Source organism: Seonamhaeicola sp. MEBiC01930, from assembly GCF_045277075.1.
Taxonomy (GTDB): Bacteria; Bacteroidota; Bacteroidia; order Flavobacteriales; family Flavobacteriaceae; genus Seonamhaeicola.
In genome coordinates this window covers 2149912-2171548 of record NZ_CP104270.1, presented here as the reverse complement: position 1 = coordinate 2171548, position 21637 = coordinate 2149912, and the positions used below count along the sequence as shown (strand labels likewise).

Annotated in this window: 16 protein-coding genes and 1 tRNA gene; 4 read left to right on the top strand and 13 right to left on the bottom strand. The window is 31.8% G+C overall.

The window, feature by feature from the left end:
• Window positions 1-19: 19 nt before the first annotated feature.
• Entirely contained in the window at window positions 20-2059 is a 2040-nt protein-coding gene (locus N1F78_RS09430; protein ID WP_406682909.1) for a ComEC/Rec2 family competence protein, read from the top strand.
• 6 nt (window positions 2060-2065) lie between these two features.
• Here the strand turns inward: N1F78_RS09430 and N1F78_RS09425 are convergent, their stop codons facing one another.
• The 4 genes from N1F78_RS09425 to N1F78_RS09410 form a co-directional block, all read right to left on the bottom strand.
• Window positions 2066-2614 carry a thioredoxin family protein gene (locus N1F78_RS09425; RefSeq protein WP_406682908.1) on the bottom strand — a complete coding sequence of 183 codons (549 nt, stop codon included), beginning with the start codon at window positions 2612-2614 and terminating at the stop codon, window positions 2066-2068.
• A gap of 87 nt (window positions 2615-2701) precedes the next feature.
• Window positions 2702-4480, bottom strand: a complete 1779-nt coding sequence (locus N1F78_RS09420) for a peptide MFS transporter (RefSeq protein WP_406682907.1) — start codon at window positions 4478-4480, stop codon at window positions 2702-2704.
• 11 nt (window positions 4481-4491) lie between these two features.
• Entirely contained in the window at window positions 4492-6048 is a 1557-nt protein-coding gene (locus N1F78_RS09415) for a peptide MFS transporter (protein WP_406682906.1), read from the bottom strand.
• A gap of 24 nt (window positions 6049-6072) precedes the next feature.
• On the bottom strand, window positions 6073-8304 hold the full coding sequence (locus N1F78_RS09410; protein ID WP_406682905.1) for a S9 family peptidase: 2232 nt from the start codon (window positions 8302-8304) through the stop codon (window positions 6073-6075).
• A gap of 235 nt (window positions 8305-8539) precedes the next feature.
• Here N1F78_RS09410 and N1F78_RS09405 point away from each other — a divergent pair, with 235 nt between their 5' ends.
• Both N1F78_RS09405 and N1F78_RS09400 read left to right on the top strand, forming a co-directional pair.
• Window positions 8540-9862, top strand: coding sequence for a hydroxymethylglutaryl-CoA reductase, degradative (locus N1F78_RS09405; RefSeq protein WP_406682904.1), 1323 nt, complete (start codon window positions 8540-8542; stop codon window positions 9860-9862).
• Window positions 9863-10774, top strand: coding sequence for a GYDIA family GHMP kinase (locus N1F78_RS09400; RefSeq protein WP_406682903.1), 912 nt, complete (start codon window positions 9863-9865; stop codon window positions 10772-10774).
• Between the two features lie 92 nt (window positions 10775-10866).
• Here the strand turns inward: N1F78_RS09400 and N1F78_RS09395 are convergent, their stop codons facing one another.
• The 7 genes from N1F78_RS09395 to N1F78_RS09365 form a co-directional block, all read right to left on the bottom strand.
• Window positions 10867-12987, bottom strand: coding sequence for a peptidylprolyl isomerase (locus N1F78_RS09395; protein ID WP_406682902.1), 2121 nt, complete (start codon window positions 12985-12987; stop codon window positions 10867-10869).
• 162 nt (window positions 12988-13149) lie between these two features.
• Window positions 13150-14439: a hemolysin family protein gene (locus N1F78_RS09390; RefSeq protein ID WP_406682901.1), complete on the bottom strand. Its 1290-nt coding sequence runs from the start codon at window positions 14437-14439 to the stop codon at window positions 13150-13152.
• 3 nt (window positions 14440-14442) lie between these two features.
• A complete protein-coding gene (locus tag N1F78_RS09385) occupies window positions 14443-14631 on the bottom strand; it encodes a hypothetical protein (protein WP_406682900.1) in 189 nt (62 codons plus the stop codon).
• Between the two features lie 52 nt (window positions 14632-14683).
• Window positions 14684-15253: an LPS export ABC transporter periplasmic protein LptC gene (lptC, locus tag N1F78_RS09380; protein WP_406682899.1), complete on the bottom strand. Its 570-nt coding sequence runs from the start codon at window positions 15251-15253 to the stop codon at window positions 14684-14686.
• Window positions 15254-15290: 37 nt separating this feature from the next.
• On the bottom strand, window positions 15291-16670 hold the full coding sequence (locus tag N1F78_RS09375; protein WP_406682898.1) for a tetratricopeptide repeat protein: 1380 nt from the start codon (window positions 16668-16670) through the stop codon (window positions 15291-15293).
• A gap of 21 nt (window positions 16671-16691) precedes the next feature.
• Complete coding sequence (locus N1F78_RS09370) at window positions 16692-17993, bottom strand: hypothetical protein (RefSeq protein WP_406682897.1); 1302 nt, start codon at window positions 17991-17993, stop codon at window positions 16692-16694.
• Window positions 17990-18721, bottom strand: a complete 732-nt coding sequence (locus N1F78_RS09365) for a type III pantothenate kinase (protein WP_406682896.1) — start codon at window positions 18719-18721, stop codon at window positions 17990-17992. The genes N1F78_RS09370 and N1F78_RS09365 overlap by 4 nt, the downstream gene beginning before the upstream one ends.
• Before the next feature lie 174 nt (window positions 18722-18895).
• On the opposite strand from N1F78_RS09365, the gene N1F78_RS09360 reads away from it, so the two are divergent.
• Window positions 18896-18968, top strand: a tRNA-Phe gene (locus N1F78_RS09360).
• Between the two features lie 42 nt (window positions 18969-19010).
• On the opposite strand, the gene N1F78_RS09355 is transcribed toward N1F78_RS09360, so the two are convergent.
• Both N1F78_RS09355 and N1F78_RS09350 read right to left on the bottom strand, forming a co-directional pair.
• Window positions 19011-19790, bottom strand: a complete 780-nt coding sequence (locus tag N1F78_RS09355; RefSeq protein ID WP_406682895.1) for a sialate O-acetylesterase — start codon at window positions 19788-19790, stop codon at window positions 19011-19013.
• A 121-nt stretch (window positions 19791-19911) separates the two neighbouring features.
• The gene (locus N1F78_RS09350) at window positions 19912-21633 is read right to left on the bottom strand and encodes a sulfatase (protein WP_406682894.1); all 1722 of its coding nucleotides are present in this window, start codon (window positions 21631-21633) and stop codon (window positions 19912-19914) included.
• Window positions 21634-21637 lie beyond the last annotated feature (4 nt).

Genomic DNA, 21637 nt, shown 5'->3' with positions numbered 1-21637 from the left:
TTTTATATCTTACAACAGCATGCAACTACTTAATTTCACTATAATAAAGCTTACCATTTGTCTCATTATTGGTATTATAATTGGCTATTTAATAAGCATACCTTTAAATATTTCTCTTGGTCTAACTATTTTTCTCTGTTTAATTTTAACAATCTCCTTTTTAGTAGCTAGAAATCAATTTATAAAAACCATATGGTTTGGTTTATTTAGCTTTTTAACAATGACTTCTATAGGAGTTTTGACTACAAACCTTCATAGTGAAAAAAACTTTTCAAATCATTATTCACATTATATTTTAGAAGAAAAAGACAGTACAAAAACCATTTCTTTTAGAATAAGAGAAGTTTTAAAACCCGGTAATTATTATAGTAAATATGTTATTGATATTCTAAAAATTGATAATACGGCAGTAAACGGTAAATCATTATTAAATATTGAAAAAGATTCCCTAAAATCAGATTTAAAAGTTGATGAAATTTATATTACTAAAACAGAATTTAAGAGTTTAATACATCCGTTAAACCCAAACCAATTTGATTATAAAAATTACTTAGAGAAAAAATACATTTATCACCAATTATTTATTAAAAACGAATCACTTTTAAAAGTTAGCTCTAATACGTTAACGCTATTTGGTATTGCCAATAACATAAGATCCCATATAAATTCTAAATTAAAACGCTATAGTTTCAAACCTGATGAATTGGCTATTATTAACGCCTTGTTTTTAGGTCAAAGACAAGACATTAGTGAAGAAGTTTACTCAAGTTACACCAATGCAGGGGCTATACATATTTTGGCGGTTTCAGGATTGCATGTAGGCATCATTTTACTCATTTTAAATTTCATTTTTAAACCTCTTGAACGTTTAAAAAACGGTTATCTCTTTAAAACTATTTTATTAGTTAGTATACTATGGAGTTTTGCCTTAATAGCCGGCCTATCTGCTTCAGTAACTAGAGCGGTAACTATGTTTAGTATAGTTGCTATTGCTATGAATTTAAAAAGACCAACCAATGTTTTTAACACTTTGGCTATTTCAATGCTTGTAATATTGTTATTTAAACCTCTATTTATTTTTGATGTTGGTTTTCAATTAAGCTATTTAGCTGTTTTTGCTATTGTAATTATTGATCCGCTTATATATAAACTTTGGAAACCAAAAAACAAATTAATAGACATATACTGGCACACACTTACCATTACTATTGCAGCTCAATTTGGGATTATCCCGGTAAGCCTGTATTATTTCCACCAATTCCCCGGACTTTTTTTTATTTCAAATTTAGCAATCATTCCTCTTCTAGGCATCATTTTAGGTTTTGGAATAATAATCATTCTACTAGCCCTTTTAAACCTGCTACCACAATTTGTAGCCAATATTTTTGGTTATATCATTGGTTGGGTGAACAACGTTGTTGGTTGGATATCAAATCAGGAAGCTTTTCTTTTTAAAGATATTTCCTTTGGTATTTTATACGTTATTGTTTCCTACATTTTAATTATTTCTTTGATAAGACTATTTATTAAAAAGAATTATAACACTTTAAAATTTGTTTTAATAGCCATAATAATTTTTCAAGCATCAGTAATTTTTACTAAACATCAATCTTCAGAAAATCAGTTTATCATCTTTCACAAAAGCAGAAACACCTTAATAGGAACCATAACCAAAAACAAAATAGTAGTAGCTAACGATTTTGATAGTATAACACAAACAAAAAATAAAATCATAAAAGATTTCACTGTTGGAAACCACATAGAAAATATTGAAAATGAACCCATTAAATCAGCTTATTTACTTAAAAACAAAACTATATTGGTAGTTGACAGTCTTGGAATTTATAATGTAAAAACTATAAAACCAGATTACGTTTATTTAAGACAATCACCTAAAATAAACTTGAACAGGTTGATTGACTCCATTAAACCCACGCATATTATAGCTGATGGCAGTAACTATAAATCTTATTTAGAGCATTGGGAATCTATCTGCAAAAAAAGAAAACTCCCTTTTCACCAAACAAGCAAAAAAGGAGCCTTTATTATAGAATACTAAAGTGTTTTACCCCTGAAATTCAGGCTTAAATGCCTGATAATATGCATTAAACTTTTCCTGCGTATCCATTTCCTTATGCTTATCTGTTTTAAACATCTTTAAATACAGCTCAATCTGTGCAGGTGTTTTGTACCCTCTAAGAGGAAAAATCAACTTTCCGTTTTCATCTAAAAAAACAATAGTTGGATAAGCTTGTACCTGAAAATACCTAGATAATTCATGAGCCGAATTACGTCTATTTGCCAAGGCAGGATCATAATTAGGGTTTGAAAATGTTCTACCTTCATAATTAACAACCTCGTTACCTTCGGCATTAAATTTTACAGCATAATAATGCTCATTTACGTAATTAGCCACATCTTTATTATGAAACGTATTTCTATCAAGCATTTTACATGGTCCACACCAATTGGTGTAAACATCCATCATAATCTTTTTTGGGTTTTTCTTTTGAAGGGCAACTGCCTCTTCTAAAGACACCCAATTAATCTCTTGAGCTATACCAACAACAGAGATTAATAAAACTAATACTAGAATAATTTGTGCTTTTTTCATAAGTGATTTGTTGCAATTCTTGTGCCCAACTTACAAAAAATGCTCCTAACAAGGAGCATTTTGAATATTTTTTAACGTTTATTTCGATTAACGAACACCGTGCATAAGTTTTTTAAGCAATGGATGTAAAGCAAAAGAAATTAGACCTAATACTATAGGAACTATAGTAAATATTAGGAAAAAATAGGACAAACCATCTTCTCTAGTTATCTTTTCAATATCTCCACCAACGTAATGTGCCATTTTGTTCCCAATTGCTATGGCTAAGTAATAAACACCAAACATAAAGGCTACCATTCTTGCCGGAACAAGTTTACTTAAGTACGATAATCCCATTGGCGATAAACATAACTCTCCTAGTGTATGAAACAGATAAGCTAGCACCAACCATATCATACTCAATTTTGCTGTCTCAGCACCCAAAGGCACATTCCTAGCAGCAAATGCCAGTAAACCAAAACCAATAGCCATAATTACTAACCCCAAGCCGTATTTAACTGATGCTGGTGGATTGTATTTACTTTCCCATAATTTAGTAAACAATGGCGCAAAAATGATTATAAATAATGAATTTAGAATGGCAAACCAAGTTATTTCAACCTCTTTAGCTTCAGCACTAAAATTAACATATAACTTATAAATAACTAAAGCCCATATGAGCAGAAAGCTAAAGCCTAAAATAATGTTAGATAAACCTATTTTACTAAATGTCTTTTTAAACAAATCAATCAAGACATAAGTGATTATTCCCATTGGAACAACAGTCACTATTAAATCAATAATCTTGAAAGTTAGCGCAGCATTACCTTCTAAAACCCTATCTGTAAAATCTCTGGTATAAATTGGTAATGATCCTGCAGCTTGTTCAAAAGAAGCCCAAAAGAAAATGGTAAAAACACAGAAGATTGTAAAGGCAATCATTCTATCCCTAACTATTCTTTCATACCTAGGAATTCTTATTGCTAATATTACAATAAATATTACAGCTGCTAACAGCGCAAAAAACAAAGAATCGGTCATACCAGCAATCGTAAAATTTAAAACTTGTATATTTCCAATTTTACTTAGTGGGTCGTTAAAAATAAAAATCAAAGCAGAAACTATGAAAACTGATATAAGTACATAATCTATAGTCAAAAACTTATTTAATTTTCCTGTTACTTTTTCTTTACCAGATTCTGCATTTCCAGTTAAAGTATCAATTAAATCTTTCTTTTCATTCTTAGGTTTTGCTCCAATATCTCCAAAAAGTGGTTGTGCAAAATAAAATTGTAACATACCCAAGAGCATAAAAACCCCAGCCAAACCAAAACCATAACTCCACTTTACATTTTCACCTAACCATCCACAAAGTAAAATCCCAATAAACGCTCCTGCATTTACTCCCATATAAAAAATATTATAGGCTGCATCCTTTTTCTCACCTTTACCTTCGTACATTTTAGAAATAATTGAGGTCATATTAGGTTTAAAAAACCCATTACCGAGAACCAGCAATGTAATACCTATATACAAGAAAGTTGGTGTTTCAACAGCCATTGCAGCGTGCCCCAAAGTCATTAAGAGTGCTCCAATTACTACTGCCATTCTATAACCTATTTTATTATCAGCCAACCAACCTCCAACTATAGGCGTCAAATAAACGAACATAACATATGTACCTAGCAAAGATGTTGCAGCTGTAATGTCCCATCCCCATCCGGGTCTTTCGTCAGTTACTGCTCCTGTCAAAAAAAGCACCAAAATGGCGCGCATTCCATAATAAGAAAAGCGCTCCCACATCTCGGTAAAAAAGAGCACAAACAACCCTGATGGATGCCCTAAAACTGTATTCTTAAAAAATTGGTCGGTTGCCTTATTTTCCATATATCTATATTTTAATTATCAGCTAATTCAAAGCCTTCAGCTTCATCATACTTTATTTCAATCTCATCATCTTCCGCACCATGTGTCAATCGTTTTAAAGGCTTAAGTAATGCTATAACAAGCAAACCAAAAACTACAGTAAACACTACAATTCCAGCAAAAATTGTGTACTCCCCAAAATGTTCTGATTTTTCCCCAAGAATACCTGCTACTTTACCTCCTAATCCCGTAGCAGCAAAATACAATCCCATCATTAAGGATGCATATTTTACAGGTGCTAATTTCGTCACAAATGACAAAGAAACTGGAGATGAACACAACTCTCCTATGGTATGAAATAAATATGCCAAAACCAACCACTGCATTCCCGAACTTCCATTAGCTTCATATTCACTTACCGCAAAAATCATAAAAACAAAACCAAGCCCCATAATTATTGTTCCTGAAGCCATTTTAAACAATGAAGATGCTTCTTTGTTTTTAAGCTTTCTTTTTGCCCAAATATTCGCAATCCAAACAGCTAAGAGAATAATAAATCCAGCATTTAAACCTTGAAACATAGGCGTAGGGATTAAGTACCCAAATAAAACTCTATCAGTTTTTGTTTCGGTATAAACATTCATTAATCCACCTGCTTGTTCAAAAGCACCCCAAAAAACTATTACTAATAAAAAAGAAAGAAGCAGTACCAAAAACCTATCTCTCATAATGTTACTTTCTAAACTTTTATAAATCATCATCAATAATCCAACGACCAGAGATAGAAATATAAAAAGGGCACCGTAACCCCAGTTATCAACCCCTTCAAAAGTAAACCCAGCATATAGAGATAAGGCCAATAAGGCAATTAAAATTGTTAACTGAAACGGATGTTTAAAAATTTTTGAGAAAATCTTGATCAGGGAAATATCATTACCCTTTTCTTCAGCTGTAGGCCTATTTCCAACATGCCTAATATATTTCTGACCATAAACATAAACTAATAAACCAAAAAGCATTGCTATACCAGCTAAACCAAAACCAGCATGCCAACCCCATTTTGCAACAACCAGACCTATTACTGAGGTTGCTAACAATGAGCCCAAATTAATTCCTATATAAAATATGCTAAACCCTTTATCACGCCTAATATCTCCCTTTTTATAAAGCCCTCCAACCATAGTGGAGATGTTAGGCTTAAGGCACCCTACACCTAAAATGATAAGACCTAATCCCGTAAAGAACGCCCAATCAGTTTCTATTGCAAGGGTTCCATGACCAAGCACTAAGATTATGGCACCAAGCATTACTGTTTTCCTTTGTCCTAAGACTTTATCCGCCAAAATACCACCAGGAATTGAAATCACATAAACTAACATAACGTACCATCCATACAATTGATAAGCTTCAAGATTTGACCAACCTAAGCCAGGTCCATCTTTATGAGAAGCCTGAGCAATCATATAAATAACCAAAATTGCACGCATTCCATAATATGAAAAACGTTCCCACATTTCAGTGAAGAAAAGCACATAGAGTCCAATTGGATGCCCAAATAGTTCCTTTTGCTTTATTGTTGAATCTGCCATAATCTTATTAATTAGTTAGTGTTATTAGCCTTTAATCTTGCTATCTTCTGCCTTTTCTTCCTTTACTGCTTCTCGTTTATCCCCTAAGTTCTCATGGATGAAATTGGTCATTTTTTTATACAAATGCAGTCTGGTATTTCCGCCGTATATGCCGTGGTTATCATCTGGATAAACTGCCCAATCAAAAGGTTTATCGGCCTGAATTAATGCTTCTGCCAATCTCATGGTATTTTGTAAGTGCACATTATCATCGGCCGAACCATGTACCAAAAGAAAGTCTCCTTTTAGCTTGTCTACATGATTGATGGGCGAATTGTCATCATAACCACTTGCATTTTCTTGTGGAGTTGTCATATACCTTTCGGTATATATGGTATCATAAAAACGCCAACTTGTAACAGGTGCCACAGCTATAGCCATTTTAAACACATCATTTCCTTTAAATAGGCAATTACTACTCATGAACCCACCATAGCTCCAACCCCAAATTCCTATTCTATCAGCATCAATATACGAAAGCTCTCCTAATTTTTTAGCAGCGGCAATTTGATCTTCTACTTCATATTTACCTAATTCATTTTGGGTAAGCTTTTTAAAATCTGCACCTTTATACCCAGTACCTCTTCCATCTACACATACAACAACATACCCTTGTTGTGCTAAAGATTGAAACCAATAATCATTATAACTATTCCATTCATTACTAACAGATTGAGACCCTGGACCTGAATATTGCGTCATAAAAAGTGGATATTCTTTTGAGTCATCAAAATCTGCTGGTTTAATCATCCACATGTTAAGATCATACCCATTAACTGCAATAGTACTAAACTCTTTTATTGAGGTTTTGTAATTAGATAATTGTTGTGACAATTTATCATTATCCTTTATGCTTTGTATAAGGTTTCCTGAAGCAGCACTATTTAAAGAATATTCTGGTGGTAATGTTGCACTAGAAAATGTATTAATAAAATAAGAGAAGTCTGCACTAAAAGATGCACTGTTTGTTCCCGTACTTTTTGTTAATTGTTTTTTATCAAGTCCATTTAATTTAATAGAATATACATCTCTATTAATGGAACCATTTTCTACAGATTGATAAAAAATTCGTTTTGTCTTTTCATCGTAACCATAATAATCAGTAACCTCCCATTTCCCTTTAGTTACCTGATTAATTAACTTTCCTTTTTTATCGTAATGATAAATATGGTTATACCCATCTTTTTCACTCGTCCAGATAAAACTATTATCTTTTAAAAAAGTTAAATTATCAGTAACATCTATATAAGCCTTATCTTTTTCTGACAGAACAATTTCTGATGAACTAGTTTCTGCATTAATTAACCATAAATCTAATTCATTTTGATGCCTATTCATATAGTGTGCACTTAAAGTATTAGAATCATTAGTCCATTCTATTCTTGGAATATAAAAGTCTTTATACGGTTTATCAACTTTAACCTCAATTGAATTATTTGATTCTAAACTATAGATATAAAGTGAAACCACCGAATTAGCCTCTCCTGCTTTTGGATATTTAAAAACTTGTTGAGTTTGGTAAAGACCTGTTCCATAAATATCCATTGAAAACTCAGGTACATTGGTTTCATCAAATCTAATAAAGGCAATTTTATTGCTAGCAATATTCCATTCAAAAGCTCTTACAAATGAAAACTCTTCTTCATAAACCCAGTCTGTAATACCATTAATAATTTTGTTTTTTTCACCATCAAAAGTCACTTGAGTAGTCTCACCAGACAACAAATTTTTTACAAATAAATTATTATTATATCCATAAGCTACTTTATTCCCATCGGGCGAAAAAGTAGGCTCTTGAATTAGTTCTGTTGAAATTAAATCTAAGGATTTAGCACGTACATCATAAACAAAATAATTCCCAACAGCTGAATGACGGTAAATTTGTTCTTCATTAGTAGCCAAAATAATTTTTTGTTCATCCTTACTAAAACTATAATTAGAAAAATAGTTTAAAGGTTTTAAGTCTTTTGAACTAACTAAAGTCTTAATCTTTTTTAAGGTTTGATAATTGTAAACATCTATTGATGTAGACCGAGTGTTTCTATCAAAATTTAAAACAGAATACTGTTGCCCATTTGCCATTGAATGCAACACATCCATTCTTTCGGCTCTAAAATTACCGCCCCAAATTTCTTCTAATGTGATTTCTTGATTTTGAGCGTTTAAAAGTGCAGAAATGAAAAAACAAACGCCAAAATAGAATTTAAGATACCTCATATATTAATTTATATTCTTCAGAGTATTAATATACATTCCCAAAACAATACTTACAATTTATAATAGAAAATAGCATGTGTTTTGAGAAAAAAAATCATTTTCAAACAAAATAATGTCAATTTTACTAAAAATAATTCAATATACTGCAATTATTAACACTTAATTAAGCCTGAACAACCAAGCTACTCAATATTCATAGCAAGAGTAGTATCTTTGTATTACTAATTAAAATTTTATGAGCAAAACTATTGCTGGTTTTTCAAAACTTACAAAAGCTGAAAAGATTAATTGGATTGTAGACACCTACTTTTCAAATTCTGAAAATGCCAAAGGTATTTTAAAACAATATTGGAATACTGATGAGAAGCTACAACAGCTTCATGATGAATTTATTGAAAACACCATAACTAACTATTATTTACCATTAGGTGTTGCTCCTAATTTCTTAATAAATGATAAGCTATATACCATTCCAATGGCTATTGAAGAAAGTTCTGTAGTAGCCGCAGCAAGTAAAGCAGCTAAATTTTGGTTAGACCGCGGAGGTTTTAAAACAGAAGTTATTTCAACTAAAAAAATTGGGCAAGTTCATTTTATTTTCAATGGTGATTTTGAAAAGTTAACCCAGTTTTTTAACACCATTAAATCAAAACTTATTAAGGAAACCAAATCTATAACCGCCAACATGGAAAAACGCGGCGGGGGTATAATTGACATTGAATTACGGGATAAATCTCAAGATATAAATGGATATTATCAGCTTCATGCTTCATTTGAAACATTGGATGCCATGGGCGCCAATTTTATTAATTCATGCTTAGAGCAGTTTGCTAAAACGTTTAAAAGAGAAGCTCAAAACTTTGATTTGTTTTCTGATCTGGAAAAACAAATTGAAATTATTATGAGTATTTTGTCAAACTATGTTCCAGATTGCCTAGTTAGAGCAGAAGTAAGTTGTCATGTAGATAATTTAACAGAAAACAAGAACATTTCTAGCAGAGCATTTGCACAGAAATTTGTTCAAGCTGTTAATATTGCTGAAATTGAACCATATAGAGCTGTTACACATAACAAAGGCGTAATGAACGGAATTGACGCTGTAGTATTAGCAACCGGTAATGATTTTAGAGCTATTGAAGCCTGTGTTCATGCCTATGCAGCTAGAAATGGCAAATACAGTAGCTTAACTCATGCGAAAATTGAAGACGATACGTTTAAGTTTTGGATTGAAATTCCTTTAGCTTTAGGAACCGTTGGTGGCCTTACTAGCTTACACCCCTTGGTTAAACTAGCTTTAGAATTGCTTCATAAACCATCAGCTAAAGAACTTATGCAAATAATTGCGGTTGCAGGTTTGGCACAAAATTTTGCAGCTTTACGTTCACTTACTACAACGGGAATTCAGGAAGGACATATGAAAATGCATTTAAAGAATATTTTAAATCAGTTTGAAGCCACAGACAACGAAAAGAAAACCCTTACTGAACATTTTAAAAATAATACTGTAACCCATAGTGCAGTTGTTGATGCTATTCATCAATTAAGAGCAAAGAATTAAATGCAAAACTATTACAGTAACGGCAAACTTTTGCTTACAGGAGAATATGTTGTTCTTGACGGAGCAGTCTCATTAGCCATACCCACTAAATATGGTCAATCTCTTAAAATTGAATTAATTGATGAACCTGCCATTTATTGGAAGAGTTTAGATGAAAATGGAAGTATTTGGTTTGAAGACAAAATTGAAATGGGTGATAAAGGAACATTAAACCCTCTTCAAAAAAACGCAACCTCTATTAGAATTGTTCAAATATTTAGTGCCATAAAACAATTAAATTCAAAGTTTTTAAATACCTCTAAAGGATTTAATATTACCACCTCATTAGATTTTGCACAAAACTGGGGTCTAGGTTCTTCATCTACTCTAATAAACAACTTAGCTCAATGGACAAATATTGATGCATTTAAACTATTAGAACACACCTTTGGGGGTAGCGGATATGATATTGCATGTGCTCAAAATGACTCTTCTATTTTATACGAGTTAAAAAATGGTATCCCAAAAGTTAAGCCAGTTGATTTTGACCCACCTTTTAAAGAACATCTTTATTTTGTCCATCTTAATAAAAAGCAAAATAGCAGAGAAGGTATTGCTCATTATAAAGCCCAAAACAACACACGAATAAATGATGTAATTGAAGAAGTTAACGTTATTACTAATCAAATGATTTCTTGTGATTCTTTAGAAGCTTTTAAAGCGCTCATGAATCAACATGAAAGTGTCATCGCTAATATCACCAACCAAGAAACCGTAACACAACTTTATTTTAACGATTTTAAAGGCAGTATAAAAAGCCTTGGTGCTTGGGGTGGTGATTTTATATTAGTAGCCTTAAAAGAGAACCCTGCAGATTACTTTAAAAACAAAGGATATGAAACTATTATTCCTTACTCTAATATGATTCTTTAAAATGGATTACTGTAACACGTTATAAGGCAGAAATAAATAGAATAAAAAAGCCTCGTTTAAACGAGGCTTTTTTATTCTATTTGTTGTATCAATTATTGAACTTGAGACTCTATTCTATTATCTTCAATTTCAGACGCTTCTTTTAAAGCATTGAATAATTTACTATTTACAGTAAGAGATTTTTGTTGCTCTATTCTATTAGCTGCTGCTTGATAATTATCTAATTCTACAGCAGGAGTAACTTTAGTAACTTGAATCATATATACCCCTTTTTCACCATCAACCAAACTAGATGTTTCTCCTTCATTTAATCCAAATGCAGTCCCCACAACAAGCGGCTCTCTTCCGGCACCAGAAATTGTTGGGTTTTTCATGTTAATAGCAGAAGCTGTTCTTACCGTTGTACTTTCAGCGGTGGCTAAGTCTTCTAAAGTAGATACAGAAACTCTATCTCTAATTATTTCTGCCTTCTTCTCTTTCTTTAAAGTAGGCAACACTTGAGCGGTAGCATCATCAACTGACATTAATCCTGCTTTATGTTGAGCTACTAATTGAGCAACAACATAACCACCAGGTATATTAAAACGCTTTACATCTCCTATATTAGCATCATCCTCAAAAGCCCAACGAACTATTTGTCTTTGATTACCTACTCCAGGAATACTTTCATCTAAAGCTTTTATTCCATTTACTGGCCTAACAGTAAAATTACTTTCTTTAGCTAATTCTTCAAAGTCTGTATCGCCAGCACCTATTTCAAATTTAGATGCATCTCTAAATATCTTTGCTGTTGTTTCTTCAGAAGGCTCAATTTCTCTTGCTATAGTACCAACTTTAACAGCTCTCTTTTTACTCGTCTGACCTTCAATTTCAATTACATGGAAACCAAATATTGTTTTAACAACACCTAAATCTCCTACTTTACCTTCAAATTCAAAATCATTAAACTCTGGAACCATAGTGTTATATGGGTGCCAATCATAACGCCCTTCTTTATCTAAACTACCTCTATCTGAAGAAAATTCTTTTACCAATTCTGGAAACTTAGAACGATTTCTTTTTATTACAGCCAATAAACTATCAGCTCTTTCTTTCGCTTGATTTTCTGTTAAAGTAACATCTGGTGCTGCACTTTGAGCCCCTAAGAAAGGAACCAATATATGTCTAACCTTTGCTGAATCTGGCACTTGCTTCTCAGCAATTAATTTAGAAATTTTAAAATAACCACCTTCTTTGTAAGGACCATATGTTTCTCCTACTTTTAAACTATACAAACTATCTGCCTCCTGAGATGCTAAACCTAGTTTAAAAACAAAACGGTCATTAAATTTAACATCGGAATTTAAATTGATAAATTCTGCATCATTCTTAACCTCTGAAAAAGCAACTATAGTATCTTTTCTTCCTGTTTCATCAACCAATCTTCCTTCTAAGAATATTCCTAATTCATTCTTGATGTTACTTTCATCTTCCACAGAAGCAACCTCTTTGAACTGAACAAATTTGATATCTCTAGAAGCTTCTACTTCAAACTTATCTTTATGGTTGTTAATATAACTTGAAATATCCGACTTAGATACCTTAACAATACTATCTGGAATAGAAGTATATGGAACCTGTACAAATTTAATGTCTATTTTGTTTCCATCCAGTTTATGATCTAACTCACCTTCAGCCAAAGTACCTGTTAAACCTGCTTTAACCAAATTATAATAGTTTTGTTGCAATGCATTAGCCGCAAGACTATTTTCATAGTCTACCCAACTAGCATATTGTGCTGGTGAGTTGCTTTTTAAATTAGCAATATACTCGTTCATTTTACTTTCATCAAACAAACCTGCTTCATTTAAAAATTGAGGGTTGGTAGCTAAGGCCGTTTTAAGTAAATCTCTCATTTGGTCTTTCTCAACAGTAATCCCCAACTCTTCAAACTGGCTTTCTAATACAGCTTGTCTAACCTCTTGTTCCCATACTCTATTCATTACTTGAGTATTGGTAGCATTAGGCCCCATTTGTCTTTGAGTAAATTCTACTTTCTCAATAAAATCTTCACGAGAAATATCTTTCCCGTTTACAGAACCTACTGTACTTTGTTTATTTGAAAAGCTCGCGCTTCCGTCAAAAAGACCTGATAGTACAAAAGCAAATAATGCCATAGCAATTACTATTATTAATACTAAAGTCTTTTGCCTAATCTTATTTAAAATTGCCATTTTTTATATTCAATTTTTATAATCCTTTTGGGATTTTTTTATTTATTAGTTGGATATCAATCAAAATAACGTGATTGACAAAAATATCGTGCGCGAAAATACCATTTTCTATTTAATAATAAAAGTAGACACAGGCATTAATTACTATAAATACAGCCTATTTTAGTTTTCTTCTAATAGCTTAAGCTCAACTAAATCTATTTTCGTGTTTGATACTTCTACAATAGTAAATTGGAAGCTTTCTATTTTCACAACGTCACCTTGATCAGGAATCTCCTCAGTATGATTAACAATTAGCCCTCCCAAGGTCTCATAATTCTCACTTTCCGGAAGATTTATTTTATATGTTTCATTTATAAAATCCACTTCCATTCTTGCTGAAAACCTAAAAGTTACATCATTAATTTTTTCATCAATCAAATCAACTGTATCATGTTCATCTTCTATCTCACCAAACAACTCTTCAACAATATCCTCTACAGTCATAATTCCAGAAGTTCCGCCATATTCATCTAGAACAACCGCCATACTTCTACGCTTTTTTGTAAGAACGTTTAGAACATCTTTGATTAGAACAGTTTCTGGCACAAATTCTACAGGAAGCATCATAGATTTAATATCAGAATGCTTTTTAAAAAGCTCAAAGGAATGTACATATCCCAAAATATCATCAATAGTTTCGTTATAAACTAATATTTTAGTTCTTCCCGTGTCTGTAAAAAGACCACTGAGAGTTTTTATAGACTCATTAATTTCAACAGCTATAATTTCAGTTCGGGGTATCATAACTTCTCTTGCCTTAACTTCTGAAAATTCTAAAGCATTCTGAAAAATTTGAATTTCAGAATCTACTTCATCATGTTCTTCCACAGATTCCATTTGCTCACTTATATAGTTACCAAGTTCTACTTTAGTAAAGGCAAGCTGAATTTGGTCTCCATCAGTTTTAAAAAAAGTTTTTAAAACAAAATCTGAAATCCAAATAACAAAACCTGATATTACACTAAATAAAATATAAAAAATATATGCAGGAATAGCTAATACCTTTATTAGAGTATTGGCATATATTTGAAAAAAAACTTTTGGTAAAAATTCTGCCGTAAATAATATTATAAATGTTGAAATTATTGTTTGAGAAAGCAAACTTAAATCGGTTAACAAATAATTTATTAATCCGCTATCTGTTGGCAATAAAGTTTGAAACCAATTTACCAATAAGTCTCCCATAAAAAACCCATAAATAACCAAAGCAATATTGTTTCCAATAAGCATTGTTGTAATGAACTTTGAAGGTTTAGCTGTAAGCTTACTTAAAATTTTAGCTAGGATACCTTCTTGCTTTTTTTCTATTTCAATATGAATTTTGTTTGAAGATATATAAGCAATCTCCATACCAGAAAAAAATGCTGAAAGCATTAACGACACAACAATTATCACAACATATAATGTCATTTATTAATTGTTTCTATCTTGGAACTTTTTACTAAATCTTCTTCTAAAGAAAAACATGAATACGGCTAAAGCCGCTAGCCCTAAAGAAATATATGCCCCATTTGTACCATCTCCCCATTTAGAGATACCATCATATAAAAATAGTGCTGCAAATATTAAATAGGCATACTGAAAAACACTTAAATATTTCATTTTTTTTGTTTATGTAAAGATAACTAAATTAGGAAATACATAATTAAAAGGATTATTCCTGAACTGGCAAATGAGAATCATGTGCTTCATAAATACTTAAAAAAGTAAGCCCCTTACCTGATTCAAATTGAGCATCAAAAACACCTCCCTTTATTAAGGAGCCATCCTTCCCTGTAATTTCAACATGATTATTTGTAAATAACCATTGGTTTTTCTGAAAATAATATAGTTGTTCTGTTCTTAAAACATCACCATCATCACTTGTAATAACAACGTTACCCTGTAAATCAATAATACCAGTTTTTTTATAAGAAATAGCATAATCTGAAACTACTGTAGTTTTACTATCTTCATCATAAATATACAAGGTTATACCTTCTGGAAATTCCTCAAACGGGAAGCCTCTATTTGAATAATCTAACCTTTTGGGACTTATAAGGTTAATGGCTACTTTACCTGAATCTGTATATTTTAAATTAATATTTTCAGCTTCACCAATTGGTTCATTTTCAGAAATTCCTAAATTTTGAACCTCATTATAATTATTATTACATGAAAAAAACATAGTCACAGTAATTACTGTGACTATGTTTAGTATATAATATTTAATTAATTGTTTCATTTTTTGAGTACCAACTCAAATTAAAATGCTACTAGTTTTATATACCAGGAACTGTAACAGAACCTCCAATCCAACAACCAATTCTAATTACTTCACCAGAATTACCTTTACTAAAAATCTCTGATTTAGTAGGTGCTTTAGCTTTATAATTAGCTACTGATTTAGCAGCATTTTTCTTTTGCGTAGGATCTACTCTAGCGGCTTTATTAGCTTCTTGAGCTGCATACCAATAAACAGCCCTTTTAGTAAAGTTATCTGTTCCACAACTATTTGCACTTGCTGCATACATAGCGGCAATAGACAAGTGTGGACGGCCATTAGAAGGATTTAATTTTAATGCATTTCTAAAATACGTTCTAGCTTGCCCATATCTTCCTTTCTTTTTAAGAATTAAACCAATTCTATTTGCTAAACCAGCCTTTTTAAACGTATCTTCTTCTAAATCATAAGATTGCTTGAAGTAATTAATAGCTTCGTTTTCTTTACCATTTTTAAATAAAACTGTTCCAACAAAGTATTTTGTATCTGCAGATGGTGCAGTTTCATCATAAGCCTTTACAAGTTTTTCATACAATGGGTCATCTGTACATTCTTTATGATACATTCTACTTACTGCACGTTTTAACCAAATTCCATCTGCTTGATGCGCATCAAAATCTTTAGTGTATAAAGGAATTAAGTTATCACAGTTTGCACGTGGGCCTAATTTTCCGTCAATTCCAGATGCAATTTTATCATACGCACTTAAAACTTGACCGTAGTATTTCTTATACTTTCCCTCTTTTGAGGTTAATGTAGTTCCTCCTTCTTCTTTTGCCACTAAAGCATTTAATTTACCTGAAGCAAACTTAATTTCGTCTTCAATCTTTTCTACAATATCATCATATTTATTGAATAAATCTTTTGCAGGCCTTTTATTAGCATCATATAATTCTACCATTAAAGAGAAATAGGTATATAAACTTTTAGGGTTTTTAAAGTTTTTCTTGTCTGCTTGATAAACAGCATCAAAACCCTCATATAACTCCTCTGGAGATTTACCAAGTTCTTCTCTATTATCATACATCAATTGGCATGATAAGGCACCATATTTTCCTTTAGGTGTTTTACTAGCAAAATATTCCGCTCTTTGGTCATATAACTTAATTAAATCATTAATATAACCTACTTTATCTGCTCCTGCTGACTTTTTAATTTTATCTGTTAAAATTTTCTCGCCATCAACATAAATAGCATTATTGAATTTTGGACATTTGTTTCTTACTGCCATCCATGGTTCATAAGCTGCATCGTAGTTCTTAGCCTTTACATATTCGTGAAAAATAGATAGTTTGGTCATACACTCTTCATCCTGTTGTGCAAAACCAAAACTTAATCCTATTAATAACGCTAATAAAAAAGTAATTTTCGTCTTCATGATAATAATTTTAAACCTTTGTTAGTTATACTTTCGTTTCTGGAACCATCTGTCGCCCAAAGATAAGCTTAATTGTAAATTAATAAAATTCTCTTCTATTAAATTACTATTAGTTGTTCCTCTCTTACCTACTTCAATTCCTAGGTTGGCGCTAGATATACCTCCTTTTAATGGTAATCCTACTCCAAAAGATATGCCAAACTCATTAATTGATTCTGTATTTATAACAAGCCCAGTGTTTTCATACCTTAAACCAGCTCTATATACAGTTCTTTTTAAAAAGTTATCTATTGAGTTATAATCTGGAATATAAAAGCCCCCAAAAGAAATGGTAGATGCATCCTCATAAACTATGCTAGAACTACTATACAAAGGATTGGAAAAATCACTTGTTTTTTGAGTAGTATATTCTGCACCTAAAAACCATTGTCTAGGTTTACCAATTCCCAAACCAAAAGACGTTTTCGACGGTAATACTAAGTCTGTTTCTAACAAACCTAAAGCTTCTAAATCTATTTCAACAGTATTAGAAGCAAATTCTTGCCCTGTACTTGAAGTTGTTATAGTAGATACTGAGCGTTCATTTTTTGACACTATCTCACTTTCTGGTGTATATGTAATAGTTGTGGCTAATTCTAACTTATCAGATATTTTCGTGGTATAAGATGCTCCAATATTAAAACTTAATCCACTTAAATCAGATCGATTACTCTCTCTAGATTGGTTTTGTACTAAAAGACCGTTATCATAAATATACTCAACTACACTATTCTGTATGTTTCCAAAATTATAATGCGCATCTACTCCAATACTTAAGCCATCTACTATTCTATAACCCAAGCCAAAGAAAGCTTTGTTTAGCCCGCCTTCTCCTCTAAATCTATTCTGTAAATCTCCATCATCATTAAGCGACTCTAATTTATAACCAACAGAAGTGTATGGTAATAAACCAAATCCAAATCCAAACTTACCCATAGGAATTGAAATTGCCATATAATCAAAAGTAGTTGAGCTCGCATTTTCAGTTTCTGATTCTGTTTTTAATCCAGTACTAGTAAAGCTACCACCAACCGCAAATTTCACAGGCCTACTTTCACTATTCCAACCAGCAATATTTTTGGTTGCATAGGAAGCAGGATTACGCAAATTGACATGAACACTATCAATAAAAACACTAATACCTCCCATACTTCTATTTTCTACCGTTCCTTTAAATTTCAGGCTTCCAATACCATAAAAAGAATAAGGAGATGCAGTTCCTTCCTGTCCGTAACTAACTAAAGCAACTAAAGCAATAAAAACTAATACAAGTTTTTTAATCATTCGTTCAAATTAAATTGTAAAATAAAGTTCAACCCCTCCAAAAGAAAATTTGAATTGGCAAATATGCTACTTTTTAATTGTTTAGACAAGAAATTAGCATCACCTCCTGTTAAAATAACTGTTAAATCTGAATATTTACACTTATAGTCTTCAATAACCCCATCTATTTCTTTTAAAACACCATTTACTACACCTGAGTGAATAGACTCCTCAGTAGAGCAACCAATTATACTCCTTGGTAATTCTGTTTCTAGTAACGGTAAATTAGCGGTTAAATTATTTAAAGACTTATACCTTACCCTAATTCCGGGAGATATTGCTCCACCTAAATATTCATTTTTCTCATTAATAAAATCATACGTTATACATGTTCCCGCATCAATTATTAACACATTACTTTCAGAAAACTCATTTATGGATGCACAAACTAAAGCTATTCTGTCTACACCTAATGTTTTTGGAGTTTCATATGTATTTATAAATGGTAGTGCAGTTTTGGAATCTATAATTAATAAATCTAATAAATCCTTCAATTCTCTAAGTTGATTACTAGTTAATTTACCAACTGAAGAAAGTACACCTCTCTTTAATGAAGGTATCTCTTCAATTAACATAGTAACTTGTTCAACTAATTTATTATGTTCAACTATAAATCGATGCTTTAAACCATTTCTATTAAAAACAGCAAGCTTTACATAAGAATTCCCAACATCTATAATTAAATTCATACCCTTTATAAAATCATAAAATTACAAAACACTTCCTTTTATTATCTTAATTTTAATATAATATTATCTTGTAAATAGAGCATTATACTTTAAAATTTAATAAAGCTGTATTTTTTTGTATTTTTCTTTTGGCGAATACCAAAATTGAATTTATATTTGCAACCGCTTTGGCGAGGTACCTTAGCTCAGTTGGTAGAGCAAAGGACTGAAAATCCTTGTGTCCCTGGTTCGATTCCTGGAGGTACCACAAAAAAATCCCGAAACTTTAATGTTTACGGGATTTTTTGTTTTATTTATTTAGGAGTTTGAGCATTTCCTCAGCGTAACGCTCACCAATAAGTCTTTGGCTAGCACTATCAAAATGCGTTTGGTCTGTTGTTGATGTGTTTTCAGAGCTTACCACTCCAGTATTACTAACAGTTTTTGGCAAGTTCATCAGCATGTCATTAAATCCTTTGCGATTAGGTTTGTCTTCAGAAAGTTGCCCTGCAATAAATGGTAAACTAGGTTGATTTAAATCTAACCGTAAGGCTTCAATGAGTTCTACTAATTTGGGAAGGTATTTTTTATACCTAGAAACATTAGCTTCACCCTGATGCCAAATAACTCCATTTAAAACTGCACCAGTTTTTAATGCTTTTTTTGTTTGATTAATGGCTTCGTTATAAAGGGTCTCTCCAGGTTTCCATTCTTCAATTGAAGTACCGCCTTTTGCATTAACAATTAAACCTATTTTGGTGTTTGGTTTGGCATTACTCATTGTTTTTGCAAAACTATAACTTGGGCTTAACCGTTGCATACTCAACTTTTTTCTAACTGTAGAGTATCTATTAAATGGATTAACTGCTTTTTCCCAAAGGTTATTTTCTTTTCTAGTAAATAAGAAAACATTAACTAGGGTATCTTTATCAATATCTTCAACAGAGGCTCTTCCTGCCATATTAGATTGCCCAATACACAGGTATACCTCCATAGCTTTGTTTTCATTTTTTTTGACTAAGTTACCTGCTGATTTACATTGATAAAACAACAACAAAAGTAACAATACAAGTATATAATGATTTTTCATTTTAATATTCTACTATTTTCTGGAATAAAAAATAATCACAGCTCTCATAAATATTATCAAAAATATTTACAATAAACTATGATGTGAAAGTGTGCATATTAAATCTTACAAATAAATTCTTTTATTTCAACCACACGGGCAAATTATTATCTTTTTCCCAAGCTTCTATTCTTTTATCTAATTTATCACCTTTCCATTCCGCAGAACCAGCTGGAATAGCATTACTCTTTGGCAACCATTTTTTGTGTTCTTCTATGACATCTGCATATTCAGAGTTTTTGGCTAAATTAATGTACTCTCCAGGATCTATTTTATGGTTATAAAGTTCTTCGCTACCATCACGATATTGAATATATCTCCAATTGTTGCTTCTTACTGCATGATTTTTATAATACCATGTAGTTAAAACTGCTCTATCCTCTATTTTTTTTGGATTGATAATTAAGGGTATTAAACTTTGACCTTCAAGTTTCGATAATTTTGGGAGGTCACAAAGATCCGTTAATGTTGGGTATATATCTAATAGGCTAACCACTTGAGAACTTTTTTGCCCATTACCATTGTTATCTGGTACTTTGAAATATAGTGGTACTTTGGTAGACTCTTCCCAAAGAGCCTGTTTTCTAAAATGACGTTTTTCACCCAAATGTTGCCCATGGTCTGACCATAAAACAATTATGGTATTATTTGCATACGGACTCTCATTTAAGGCTTCTATCAGCTTGCCTATTTGCTCATCTATAAAGGTAACACAAGCCAAATACGATTGAATGAGTTCTGGTAAAATTTCTTTTTTTGCCGTTACATCTTCCCAACCACCTTTTGGTGTATAGCCATATGCAATAGCTTTCCCCATTATAGGTATATCCTCAAATTCATTTTCTGGTATCTCGGGTAAAACGATTTCTTCAATGGGATACATATCGAAATACTTTTTAGGCGCTGTATAGGGTACATGAGGACGAATAAAACCAACCGAAAGAAAGAATGGTTTGTTTTGAGGCTCTTTAAGTTTATTAATGGCCCATTCGGCAATTTGCTCATCATACATACCTTTTTCTGGAATATCAGCATCTTCTAACGGACCACCACATAACGAATAGAATCGGTTAGTATCTCTATAATTCTTATTTATATTCTCTTCTCCATATAATTGTACTAACTGCCCGCCACCTTTAGGAAAAGGGTAAAACATGGTTCCTCTATAACCATATCCATTTTTTTTGATGTGAGGTTCCATATTCTTCCAAAAATGAGGAGAATACTCTGTCCAGAAATCATTAGTTTTGTTTTTGTAATCAGATTCACCACTATGGAAAATTTTTCCAGTAGCAAAGGTGTTATAACCATTTTTCTTAAAATGTTCTGGTAACATATTGTGGTTAGCCATTACAGAATCGTAATTTTTTTTCATATTTTTTGTAGAACTATACCAACCAGACGTAGTAGGATGAATACCACTAAGTAAAGAGTTCCTTGATGCTGTGCAAACGGGTTGTGAACAATGTGCATTGGTAAATAAGACTCCTTCAGAAAAAAGTTTATCCATATTAGGTGTTTTGGCTTGAGGATGCCCCAAAAGCGAACCTTCCCAGTCATTTAAATCATCTACAGAAATAAAAAGTACATTAGGTTTTTCTTTTGTTTCTTGTTTAGATTTACCTATCTCATTACCATATTTACTAAGCTCAATTTCACTTTTTTTTGGTTTAAAACTTTGTAACTGACTTAATGTATTGGTTTTATGCAGATTATAATCACTAGAACTTCTAGTGTCGTCTTTATGGTCTTTACAGGCTATGATGAACAGACCTGTTACAAGCAATACATATATACTTCTCATTATT

Coding starts and splice junctions, on each gene's coding strand:
- N1F78_RS09430 (WP_406682909.1), top strand. CDS start 20: ATGCAACTACTTAATTTCACTATAATAAAGCTTACCATTTGTCTCATT.
- N1F78_RS09425 (WP_406682908.1), bottom strand. CDS start 2,614: ATGAAAAAAGCACAAATTATTCTAGTATTAGTTTTATTAATCTCTGTT.
- N1F78_RS09420 (WP_406682907.1), bottom strand. CDS start 4,480: ATGGAAAATAAGGCAACCGACCAATTTTTTAAGAATACAGTTTTAGGG.
- N1F78_RS09415 (WP_406682906.1), bottom strand. CDS start 6,048: ATGGCAGATTCAACAATAAAGCAAAAGGAACTATTTGGGCATCCAATT.
- N1F78_RS09410 (WP_406682905.1), bottom strand. CDS start 8,304: ATGAGGTATCTTAAATTCTATTTTGGCGTTTGTTTTTTCATTTCTGCA.
- N1F78_RS09405 (WP_406682904.1), top strand. CDS start 8,540: ATGAGCAAAACTATTGCTGGTTTTTCAAAACTTACAAAAGCTGAAAAG.
- N1F78_RS09400 (WP_406682903.1), top strand. CDS start 9,863: ATGCAAAACTATTACAGTAACGGCAAACTTTTGCTTACAGGAGAATAT.
- N1F78_RS09395 (WP_406682902.1), bottom strand. CDS start 12,987: ATGGCAATTTTAAATAAGATTAGGCAAAAGACTTTAGTATTAATAATA.
- N1F78_RS09390 (WP_406682901.1), bottom strand. CDS start 14,439: ATGACATTATATGTTGTGATAATTGTTGTGTCGTTAATGCTTTCAGCA.
- N1F78_RS09385 (WP_406682900.1), bottom strand. CDS start 14,631: ATGAAATATTTAAGTGTTTTTCAGTATGCCTATTTAATATTTGCAGCA.
- lptC (WP_406682899.1), bottom strand. CDS start 15,253: ATGAAACAATTAATTAAATATTATATACTAAACATAGTCACAGTAATT.
- N1F78_RS09375 (WP_406682898.1), bottom strand. CDS start 16,670: ATGAAGACGAAAATTACTTTTTTATTAGCGTTATTAATAGGATTAAGT.
- N1F78_RS09370 (WP_406682897.1), bottom strand. CDS start 17,993: ATGATTAAAAAACTTGTATTAGTTTTTATTGCTTTAGTTGCTTTAGTT.
- N1F78_RS09365 (WP_406682896.1), bottom strand. CDS start 18,721: ATGAATTTAATTATAGATGTTGGGAATTCTTATGTAAAGCTTGCTGTT.
- N1F78_RS09355 (WP_406682895.1), bottom strand. CDS start 19,790: ATGAAAAATCATTATATACTTGTATTGTTACTTTTGTTGTTGTTTTAT.
- N1F78_RS09350 (WP_406682894.1), bottom strand. CDS start 21,633: ATGAGAAGTATATATGTATTGCTTGTAACAGGTCTGTTCATCATAGCC.